The sequence below is a fragment of the Apibacter sp. HY039 genome (genome assembly GCF_004023655.1).
In the GTDB taxonomy this organism is placed as follows: domain Bacteria; phylum Bacteroidota; class Bacteroidia; order Flavobacteriales; family Weeksellaceae; genus Apibacter; species Apibacter raozihei.
Window position 1 is genome coordinate 130,433 of record NZ_SAYM01000008.1, and the last position, 7,077, is coordinate 137,509.

The window sequence follows — 7,077 nt, forward strand, 5'->3', positions numbered from 1 at the left end:
AAAAAAGATCGACATCAATTTCTTTATGCTATGAAATTACAAACAAAACAAACTAAAAGTAAAATTACTATTGTAAACATTATTTTATTAATTATTTTTTTTACTAGCTTTTTTTTCTCATACATGGATATTCAAGTCATGGAAAAAAACGATGAGATTATTTGCTTCGTAAGCTTTATATTATTAATTTATTTATCTTATTTGGGGTGCTCTTTCTTCAGATACGATAGTGGAGGAGAAACATTAATTCTTCAAAATCAGAAAGCCTTACCCTTTTCTTTTCTTGTAAAAGAAACGCAATCTGATTTTCCTAAAAGAAAATTAGTCAACTATAAAGTGGTTAATAAATTTTTATTCAAACGAAAGCTTGAAATATACATTACTAGTAAAAGAGTATCATCAGGAATGACTAAAATTTCTTTTGACATTTCTTATCTTTCATCAAAAGAGGTGAAAAATCTTAAAATATCTTTAGATAAAGTAATGAAAGAAAATTCACAATATCAAGATGCATTAAACGTATAACCTTTAAAATTAAAGAGTAGTTTCAATATATAAATGGAAGAACAAAATAACGAAAAAGCGGAATCTACCATACAGGGAGGCACAGAAAGCTTAAAGAAAATATCGGGTATGTATCAGAATTGGTTTCTGGATTACGCATCATATGTTATCTTGGAGCGGGCAATTCCCTCTATCTATGATGGTTTAAAACCGGTTCAGAGAAGAATTTTGCACTCCATGAAAGAGCTTGAAGACGGTCGTTACAACAAAGTAGCTAATGTCGTGGGGAATACAATGAAATACCACCCGCACGGAGATGCGTCTATTACAGATGCTATAGTACAGCTTGGGCAGAAAGAATTACTCATTGATACTCAGGGAAACTGGGGAAATATATATACTGGCGATGGTGCAGCAGCAGCGCGTTATATAGAATCCCGCCTGACTCCATTTGCACTTGAAGTGGTTTATAACCCTAAAACCACGGTTTGGCAGTCCTCTTATGACGGGCGTAATAAAGAACCGGAAAACTTACCCGTAAAATTTCCTCTTTTACTTTCACAAGGAGTAGAAGGTATTGCAGTTGGATTATCCACCAAAATATTACCCCATAATTTTTTAGAATTGGTGGATGCATCCATCGCTCATTTAAAAGGAAAAACTTTTACTTTATATCCCGATTTTCAAACCGGAGGCTTAATAGATATTTCCAATTATAATGACGGTGAAAGGGGAGGGAAAGTCAGAGCCCGGGCGAAAATATCAAATCCGGAAAAAGGAGTTTTACAGATTAGCGAAATTCCTTACGGAACCAATACAGGCTCGTTAATAGATAGTATTATAAAAGCCAATGATAAAGGCAAAATTAAAATAAAGAAAGTTGAAGACAATACAGCTTCAGAAGTAGAAATTCTCATTCACATCACCAATGATGTTTCTCCTGATAAAATGATTGATGCCTTATATGCCTTTACAGACTGTGAAGTATCAATTTCTCCCAATGCCTGCGTTATAGATGTTGACAGGCCTGAATTCTTAACTGTTTCCGAAATTTTACGAAGAAATACCAACCATACAGTAGCTCTTTTAAAAAGTGAATTGGAAATAGAATTGGGAGAATTACAGGAACAATGGCACTTTGCTTCTTTAGAAAGGATATTTATTGAAAACAGAATTTACCACAAAATAGAAGAAGTTTCATCCTGGGAAGAAGTCATTTCTACCATTGATAAAGGATTAAAACCTTTTACCGGACATTTGCTGAGGGAAGTAACCGAAGAAGATATCACCCGGTTGACAGAAATAAGGATTAAAAGAATTACCCGTTTTGACCTAGGAAAAGCAGAAGATAACATTCAGGCTTTAGAAGGCCGCATAGAAGAGGTCAGGTATCATCTGGCCCATCTGATTCAATACGCCATTGATTATTTTACCAATATTAAAAAGAAGTACGGTAAGGGCAAAGAGCGTAAAACGGAAATCAGGACATTTGATACGATTGATGCCGCCAAAGTAGCTGTTGCTAATATAAAATTTTATGTCAACAGAGAAGAAGGATTTATAGGATATTCATTAAAAAAGGACGAATATCTGTTTGATTGTTCAGACATAGATGATATCATTATCTTTAGACAAGACGGTTCAATGGTTGTTACGAAAGCTGATGCCAAAACATTTGTAGGAAAAAATATAATTCATGTTGGGGTTTGGAAGAAGAATGACAACAGAACCATTTACAATATGATATACAGGGAAGGAAAACTGGGGCCCTGGTATATGAAAAGATTCCCGGTAACTTCCATAACACGGGACAAAGAATATGCACTGGCTTCGGATCAAAAAGGTTCTGAAATACAGTATTTTTCTGCCAATCCTAATGGAGAAGCAGAGTTAGTAACTATTTATTTAAAACCTAGCCAGCGATTAAAAAAATTAAAGTTTGATATAGATTTTTCTGAACTCGCCATTAAAGGAAGAGCCTCACGAGGCAACCTCGTTTCAAAAAATTATGTAAAAAAAATAGAGCTTAAAGAAACCGGTGTTTCTACTTTAGCTCCAAGAAAAATCTGGTTTGATGAATCTATTCATCGTTTAAATGTAGAGGGAAGAGGAACCTATCTGGGAGCATTTAAAGGAACTGATAAAGTTTTAACACTTAATTCTCAGGGAATAGCCAAATTAAATACTTTTGACCTGCTGAATCATTTTGATGACGATTTTCTGGTGATTGAAAAATGGAACCCTGAAAAACCGATATGTTGTGTCTATTACGATGGCGAAAAGTCAATTTACTACATCAAAAGATTTTTGCTGGAAGATACGCTTAATCCTCAAACATTTTACACCTCAGAAAATTCAAGATCTTTTATTGAATGGGTGGGTACCGGCTGGAAACTTATTGCGGACATCAATTTTGGTAAAGATAAAGAACCCGAAACAATAAACCTTGAAGATTTTATCGCGGTTAAAGGTATAAAAGCTCAGGGAAACCAGCTCTCAAAAGATAAAATCAAAAGTATTAAAGTCGTAGAAGAAGTTCCGGAAGAAGAAGAACCTGAGGAAAATGATTCTATATCCGAAGATGATTTTGACGGAGACGGAGAGCAAATCAATCTCTTCTGATAGAATCATATAGCATGGTAAAGTTTTGGTTAAAAATTCAATTGAGGTACGATAGTTGATTTAAGCTATATAATTTTTAAATACCCTTATCAAATAATCTAATATATACCTTTAATATGTATCGTATAATTTAATTAGATTTGTTTATAACAATGAAGTTTAACCTATAAAAACATAATAATATGTCATTTGAATTACCAAAACTACCTTATGAATATAATGCATTAGAGCCTAACATTGATGCAAAGACAATGGAAATCCATTTAACCAAGCACCATGCTACTTACACCACGAATTTAAACAATGCTATCGCAGGTACTGAATTAGAAAATCTACCGATCGAAGAAGTTATTGTTAAAGGGTTTGACAAAGTACCGGTTAGAAATAACGGAGGTGGATATTTAAACCATTGTTTGTTTTGGGAATGGCTTACACCTAACGGAAAAGGAAAACCGGAAGGAGAATTGGCTCAGGCTATTGACACTGCTTTTGGTTCATTTGATGCTTTCAAAGAAGAATTTTCAAAGGCTGCAGCAGGTAGATTTGGTTCAGGATGGGCTTGGTTAGTGGTAAAAGACGGCAAATTATCTGTAGGTTCTACAGCCAATCAGGATAACCCTTTAATGCCCAATGTAGGAGTTTCAGGATATCCTATTCTGGGGTTAGACGTATGGGAACATGCTTACTACTTAAATTATCAGAACAAAAGACCAGACTATATAGGAGCTTTTTTCAATGTAGTTAACTGGGATAAAGTAGCTGAACTGTATCAGAAACATAAATAGGAAATAGTATAAATACGAAACCCCTCTTTTATTCTGAAAGAGGGGTTTTTTTTGAAATTTTTTCAGAAAAAGTTGTGTATTTAAATATTAATTGTAACTTTGTTTTTCAAAGTGCTTTATATTATGAACCAAAAATTATCCCCATTAGAAAGTATTCAGGAAATTAAATCCTACATGCAGAAATCCACCCGTTTTTTGAGTTTAAGCGGTTGGAGTGGAATATGGGTAGGAAGCTGTGGAATTATTTCTGGATTGTTTGCCATGTACCTGATTAATCATTCGGATATTAATCCTTTAAATTATCACTATTATGGAGTAGGATATCAAACGGAAAGTTTTTATTCATTAAAAGAAGTATTACGGTTTAAATTATTAATGGTGGAGATTATTACCTTTGTGGTAGCTTTAGCCGGAGGTTTTTTCTTTTCTGTAAAAAAGGCACGAAAAGACGGAGTAATCTTTCTTAACCATGTTTTTCGCCGAATGGCAATTAATTTTTCTATTCCTTTAGTTACCGGAGGTTTCATTTGTCTTGCTTTTATGCGGTATAATATGCTTATATTTATTGCGCCTACCACGCTGGTTTTTTATGGAATATCTTTGCTCATGATTGCTAGAGATACGTTAGATGAAGTAAAAAAACTAGCATTTTTTGAGATATTATTAGGTATCCTTTCATTTTACTTTTTACGATATAATATGATTATTTGGATTTTTGGATTTGGTGTTTTGCATATAGTATATGGAATTATTATGAGAAATAAATACGATAGAAAATAATTGAGCTTATCATAAACTTACATTTTTCATTTATGGAGTCAGTCAATATTAATAATCTTAACAAAATTTTTGATCACCGGATTCGGGTAGGTATTATGAGTGCATTATCTGTCAATGATTTTTTGTCTTTTAATGATTTAAAAGATCTTTTGCAGCTTACAGACGGAAATCTGGCTTCACACTTGAAAAATTTAGAAGATAATGAATATATTTTGGTTAAAAAAGGCTTTATCGGAAGAAAAACAAATACTACTTACAGTATTACTAAAAAAGGATCTCAGGCATTTCAAAAACATTTGGAAGCGTTAGAAAAAATCATACGTCAGTTAAAATAAATTTTTTTAATTTTTTACTTTGTGATTCAAAGTACTTTTAATAAATAGTAAATATGGAAAATCAGGAAAATCAATTGCAGGAACATCAAAAACCGTTAGATACGGTTAAAAAAAAGGATTCGGAAAACTCAAACAGTATACGTAAAAAAATTACAGAATCGGTAATGCTTAAAGGAGCTGTCGTCGTTCTGCTTATTTTTATCATGCTGCTGCCTACCCCTTTTATTATCAATTTAATAGGGGAACGAAAAGAGCGTAAAGAAAAAATAGTAAAAGATGAAAGCCGAAGATTTGGAGGCAATCAAACTTTATGCGGCCCATATCTAAAGTTGCCGTATCAAAAAAATGATTCCCTGGGACGGATTACCCTTTATTATCGGTATCTATCGCCCAAAGAGGTAAAGGTTAAAGGAAAGCTCAATCCTTTACCTAAACACAGAGGGCTTTATGATATTGTCATGTATAAAGCACAGCTGACTCTTGAAGCAAATTTTGAGTCTACAGATTATGCCAGCTTACAAAAAGATTCTAACAATTATCTTTGGAATGAGGCAGAAATGGTGTTCGGCGTTAGTGATACTAAAGGATGGGAAGGAGATTTAAATTTCAGGGTAAATAATACTACCATTCCAGCTCAGGCCGGGGAAGGATTCTCAATTGAAGAATTAGTCACCAGCAAAGAAACTCCACACTATCAAACACAGGAAATGGAAGAACTTAAAATTCCGGTTCACTGGAATCCGGAAAAGAATGTAACTGTTTCTCTGCCTATGACATTTAATGGGGCAGGAGAGCTAAATTTTATTCCGGTCTCCAAAAGTATGCAAATAGATATTTCCACGGCATTCAAAGATTTAAAATTTACAGGAGAAGCTTCACCTAGTGAAAATGAAACAGGAAATTTACGAAACTTACACTGGAAAGTTTCTTCCTTACGAATGGAAACCTTAACTACCCAGTTTTCGGATTATGGAAAAAATAAGTTTGGAATTACTATAATACAGCCCAATAACGATTACGGAAAAACCAATCGGGTAGCTAAATATTCTGTTCTTTTTATAGGACTTACCTTTATAACCTTCTTTTTTATAGAGATTATTAACAAACTGAAAATTCATCCGGTTCAGTATGTGCTTGTAGGATTGGCATTAAGCATATTTTATTTATTGTTACTCTCATTATCCGAATATCTAGGTTTCAACCTTTCCTATATCGTATCCTCCCTTGCGACTACCCTGCTCATTTGCTGGTTTATCAAAGGAATTGTAAAAAGTTTACGAATTACCGGGATAGTATTTGTTGTATTACTACTGGTTTATACCTATATTTTTATTATTATTCAGCTGGACGAACTGGCTTTACTGGCAGGCAGCTGCGGATTATTTATAATTCTCGCTCTGTTAATGTATTTTTCGCGAAAAATAGACTGGAAAAACCTCTAGTCGAAAGATTGCTCTTGAGTACGATACCTCCGCAGAAAGCGGAGGTTTTTTGTTTACTAACTATATCAATTGTTTGGTTTTAATGATTAAACTTATTTTAAATTAATGTAATTTACTATTAATTTTTTAAAAAAATAAAGTAACTTTACCTCATAATACGATTTAATTTTAATTAATCTTTAATAAATTTACTAGTTATGAGTCAGATGGATAAAAACTCCTTCCAGGCTCCTAAGGCATCCGAATTGGCCAAAAATGCAGCCGATGCCAGCGGAGTCACCGATAAGGTAAACCAGAAACTTACCGAAGCCACCGCTCCTTTATCCGAAGCCACCCAACAAGCCCAAGAGGCTTATTCCCAAGCTCAATCCGCCGCTTCGGAAATACAGCAGGGACTTTCCACCCTTAGCCAGAAATATTCCGATATACCCGATAGTGAACTATTCAAACCCTTAAATAACTTTACGGTCACTCCTCCCGAGGTTCTGGAAAAAGAACTCAGGGAAGAGGCCGGTAAATACTATGCCAAATACGGAGGAGACATAGCCTCCCAGCTGCAGAACTCCCATATCGTATATGCAACGATCCAGATAGGCGGGCAGGATGTTC

General features: G+C 34.2%; 7 protein-coding genes. All 7 read left to right on the plus strand.

Annotation, left to right across the window (positions count from 1 at the left end; translation table 11 throughout):
* Positions 1-30 precede the first annotated feature (30 nt).
* Positions 31-525 (plus strand): hypothetical protein, encoded by a 495-nt coding sequence (locus tag EQ921_RS13595; RefSeq protein WP_128332045.1) that lies wholly within the window; start codon positions 31-33, stop codon positions 523-525.
* Between the two features lie 33 nt (positions 526-558).
* The gene (locus EQ921_RS13600) at positions 559-3,126 is read left to right on the plus strand and encodes a DNA gyrase/topoisomerase IV subunit A (RefSeq protein ID WP_128332046.1); all 2,568 of its coding nucleotides are present in this window, start codon (positions 559-561) and stop codon (positions 3,124-3,126) included.
* A 182-nt stretch (positions 3,127-3,308) separates the two neighbouring features.
* On the plus strand, positions 3,309-3,911 hold the full coding sequence (locus tag EQ921_RS13605) for a superoxide dismutase (protein WP_128152480.1): 603 nt from the start codon (positions 3,309-3,311) through the stop codon (positions 3,909-3,911).
* 123 nt (positions 3,912-4,034) lie between these two features.
* Positions 4,035-4,691 (plus strand): hypothetical protein, encoded by a 657-nt coding sequence (locus EQ921_RS13610; RefSeq protein ID WP_128332047.1) that lies wholly within the window; start codon positions 4,035-4,037, stop codon positions 4,689-4,691.
* 32 nt (positions 4,692-4,723) lie between these two features.
* Positions 4,724-5,026 carry a transcriptional regulator gene (locus tag EQ921_RS13615; protein ID WP_128332048.1) on the plus strand — a complete coding sequence of 101 codons (303 nt, stop codon included), beginning with the start codon at positions 4,724-4,726 and terminating at the stop codon, positions 5,024-5,026.
* Between the two features lie 53 nt (positions 5,027-5,079).
* On the plus strand, positions 5,080-6,468 hold the full coding sequence (creD, locus tag EQ921_RS13620) for a cell envelope integrity protein CreD (protein ID WP_128332049.1): 1,389 nt from the start codon (positions 5,080-5,082) through the stop codon (positions 6,466-6,468).
* A 197-nt stretch (positions 6,469-6,665) separates the two neighbouring features.
* Positions 6,666-7,077, plus strand: a 412-nt coding sequence (locus EQ921_RS13625; RefSeq protein WP_164875646.1) for a hypothetical protein, incomplete at its 3' end; no start/stop codon positions are given.